The following is a 3,453-nucleotide window of genomic DNA, read 5'->3' on the forward strand; positions in this document are numbered from 1 at the left end:
GCGGTGGCGAGGTCGGGGCCGCGGTGCAGCCCCTCGGCGCGGGCCAGCGGGGCGCCGGCCGCGCGGACGGCGTCCGCCACGCCGAGTTCGCGGTAGATCTCCATCGCGCGGGCGTTGAGGCTGCGGGCGCGCGGGTGGTCGTGGGTGCCGGGGTGGGCCTCGACCAGGAGCGAGGGCACGCCGTGGTGGGAGAGGGCGAGGGAGGCGGTCAGGCCGACGATGCCGCCGCCGACGATCAGGACGGGGTGGTGCTTGCCGCTGTGCACGGGGTGGTCTCCGGGTGGGTGAAGGGGTGGGCTTGGCAGGGGTGGGCTTGGAGGAGGTGGGCTTGGAAGAGGTGCGCTTGGAGGAGGTGGGCTTTCACGAGCGGCGGGGTCAGGCGCGGCTGCGGGCGCCGGGCAGCAGGAGGGAGGCCAGCGCGCCGAGCAGGCTGAGCGCCGCGGCGGCGAGCAGTGCCGCGTGGGAGCCGTGCAGGAGCGCGGCGGCTCCGGGGCCGTCCTCGGCGGCCGTCACGGACTGGGCGATGGCGCCGAGCAGGGCGAGGCCGAGGGCGCCGCCCAGCTGGCGGGAGGTGTTGAGCAGGCCGGAGGCGAGCCCGGCCTCGGCGGGTGGGACGGCGGCGGTGGCCGCCGTGGTGGCGGACATCAGCATCAGGCCGAGGCCGGAACCGATCAGCAGCAGCGGCCCGAGCAGGTCGACCGGGTAGCGGGCGTCGGCCGGCAGGGCGGCGAGCCACAGCAGTCCGGCCGCCGCGGCGGTGCCCCCGTAGAGCGGCAGTCGGCGCGCCCCGGCGTCCAGCAGGCGCCGGGAGACCAGCGCGGCCGCGGCCAGGCAGAGGCCCATCGGCAGCATGGCCAGTCCGGTCCGCTCGGCGGAGTAGCCGAGGACCTGCTGCATCAGTTGGGAGACCAGGAACAGCGAGGCCGTGAGGCTCGAACCGAGCAGCAGCACGACGAGGTTGCCAGTCGGCACGCCGGGCAGCCGGAAGACCGGCAGCCGGACCAGCGGGTGCGCGCTGCGCGCCTCGACGCGGACGAAGGCGGTGAGCAGCAGGACGGCCGCGGCGAGGGTGACCAGGGTGGTGGGGGATGTCCAGCCGCGTTCGCCGCCGTGGGTGAGGCCGAACAGCAACAGGCCGACGCCGGTGGTCGAGACGAGGGCTCCGGGCAGGTCGAGGCCGGCGAGGGAGCCGCGGACGTCGGCCGGTTGCAGGCAGAGCCGGACGGCGATCAGCAGGGCGATGCCGACCGGCACGTTGACGTACATGACCCAGCGCCAGCCGGCGTGTTCGGTGAGGATGCCGCCGATCAGGACGCCGAGCGCGGCGGCCGAGGAACTGGACGCGGCCCAGGCCGACATGGCGCGCCGGCGCAGTTCGGGCCGGTCGGCGGTGGCGGCGAGGACGACGCCGAGGGTCGAGGTCGCCAGTGCGGAGGCCCCCAGCCCCTGGGCGGCGCGGGCGGCGATCAGGGCTTGCCCGCTGCCGGCGAGGCCGCCGAGCGCGCTGGCGGCGGTGAACAGCAGCAGGCCCGCCTGGAGGGTGACCCGGCGGCCGAAGAGGTCGCCGGCGCGGGCCGCGAGGAGGGTGAAGCCGCCGAGCACCAGCAGGTAGGCGTCGACCACCCAGCGGGCGGCGGCGGGGCCGAGGCCGAGGTCGGCGCCCATGGCGGGCAGGGCCACGTTCACGATCGCGCCGTCCGTCACGACCATGAACGAGGCGGTGCAGGCGATCGCCACCGCCGCCGTGACGGGCCGGCCGGGCCGCAGCAGGCGCGGCGGGGTGGCGGGGGCGGGGGCGGGTGGAGCAGAGGGCATGGACAAGCTGAACTCCCAACCTGAACAGTGTTCTAGTAGAACGGTGTTCAGGTTAGGGTAGGCTCAGTGCCGTGTCAACGCGGGTGACCAGGGCCGGAGTCGGCGCAACCCGCCCGCCCAGCAAGGAGATCCGCGTGCGCCTGCACCGCGAGGACGTGCTCGCCGGAGCCCTCGGCCTGCTCGACCAGGAGGGCCTGGACGGCCTCACCATGCGCCGCCTCGCCACGTCCCTGGGCGTCGGCCCCAGCGCCCTGTACTGGCACTACCGCGACAAGCAGGCCCTGCTGGAGGCCATCGCGGAGGAGATCATGAGCGGCGTCGCCGACGTCGACACCGCGCTGTCGCCGCGCGAGCGGACCGCCGAACTCGCCCGCCGGCTGCGGCGCGCCCTGCTCACCCGCCGGGACGGCGCCCGCGTGCTGTCCGGCACCTACGTGCGGCTGCCCAACACCCTCGGGTTCGGCGAGGCCGCCGTCCGGGCCCTCGCCGCCGCCGGAGTGCCGGAGTCGGAGACCGCGCTGGCCTTCTTCACCGTCCAGGACTACGTGCTCGGCCACGTCATCGAGGAGCAGAGCCGGGAACACCAGCTCGCCACCACCGACCTGACGCCGACCCCGGACGCGGCCGTGACCGGCGACTTCCCGGCCATCGGCGCGGCCATCCGGCACTGGGCCGAGCGCACCCCGGACGACCGCTTCGAGTACGGTCTGCGGCTCATCCTCGACGGCCTCGACCGCCGCACCGGCGACTGACCGTCGGTCAGCCGCCGGTGCCAGCGGGGCCGGATCAGCCGGTCCGGCGGCGGCGCGGCGCGGGGAGGGTGAGGGCGGCCAGGGCCGCGGTCAGGACCGCGAGTCCGCACCAGGAGGCGGCCGGGAGGCGCTCCCCGAGGGCGGCGACGCCCAGGACGGCCGCGACGGCGGGTTCGGCCAGGGTCAGCGTGGTGGCCGCCTGCGCGGTGGTGTGCCGCAGGCCGGTGCCGAAGAGCCGGTACGCCAGGAAGGTGGTGACCGCGCCGAGGTAGAGCACGACGGCCGCCCCGCGCGGGGTCACCAGCCAGCGCTCGTCGCCGAGCAGCAGGACCGGCGCGACCAGCAGCGCGCCGCCGCCGAACATCGTCCCCATCACCCCGGCCGAGGGGTGCCCGTGCGCGATGAGCCGGCCGCCGATCAGCGAGTACGCCGCGTAGGAGAGCCCGGCGAGGGCCGCCAGCAGCAGGCCGAGGAGGTCCACGGTGGCGGAGCCGCCGCTCAACCGGGGGCCGAGGACCAGCCCGGCGCAGCCGAGCACCGCGGTCGCCGTGGCGAGGGCCCAGCGGGCGCCCGGCCGGGACCGTCCGGTGAGCCAGGCCAGCAGCCCGGTGAAGACCGGCGCGCTGCCCAGCGCGATGACGGTGGCCTCGGCCACCCCCGTACGGGCCACGGCCGGGTAGAAGGTGAGCGGGTAGCCGGCCACCGCGATGGCGCCCAGGAGCAGCAGCCCGCGCTCATGGCGCGCGCAGGTCCGGGGCAGCGAACGGGCGGTGCGGTCGGACAGCAGGAGCAGCAGGCCGCCGAGCGCGAGACCGGCCGAGCCGATCGCCGCCGGCGGGGCTCCGGCGGGCGCGAGCGAGGCGGCGGTGCCGGTGGTGCCCCACAG

4 protein-coding genes are annotated in these 3,453 nt (G+C 76.6%); 1 reads left to right on the forward strand and 3 read right to left on the reverse strand.

Annotation, left to right across the window (positions count from 1 at the left end; genetic code table 11):
- Both AB0N76_RS39545 and AB0N76_RS39550 read right to left on the reverse strand, forming a co-directional pair.
- On the reverse strand, positions 1-266 hold a 266-nt coding region (locus AB0N76_RS39545; protein WP_363565698.1), incomplete at its 3' end, for an FAD-dependent monooxygenase.
- A gap of 109 nt (positions 267-375) precedes the next feature.
- Entirely contained in the window at positions 376-1,815 is a 1,440-nt protein-coding gene (locus AB0N76_RS39550) for an MFS transporter (RefSeq protein ID WP_363565699.1), read from the reverse strand.
- A gap of 134 nt (positions 1,816-1,949) precedes the next feature.
- Here AB0N76_RS39550 and AB0N76_RS39555 point away from each other — a divergent pair, with 134 nt between their 5' ends.
- A complete protein-coding gene (locus AB0N76_RS39555; protein ID WP_363565700.1) occupies positions 1,950-2,567 on the forward strand; it encodes a TetR/AcrR family transcriptional regulator C-terminal domain-containing protein in 618 nt (205 codons plus the stop codon).
- Between the two features lie 34 nt (positions 2,568-2,601).
- On the opposite strand, the gene AB0N76_RS39560 is transcribed toward AB0N76_RS39555, so the two are convergent.
- On the reverse strand, positions 2,602-3,453 hold an 852-nt coding region (locus AB0N76_RS39560), incomplete at its 5' end, for an EamA family transporter (protein WP_363565701.1).

The organism is Kitasatospora sp. NPDC093806 (assembly GCF_040683335.1).
In the GTDB taxonomy this organism is placed as follows: domain Bacteria; phylum Actinomycetota; class Actinomycetes; order Streptomycetales; family Streptomycetaceae; genus Kitasatospora.

What these genes read in the sequence shown, in the direction of transcription:
- AB0N76_RS39550 (WP_363565699.1), bottom strand. Translation starts at nt 1,815, where the DNA reads ATGCCCTCTGCTCCACCCGCCCCCGCCCCCGCCACCCCGCCGCGCCTG.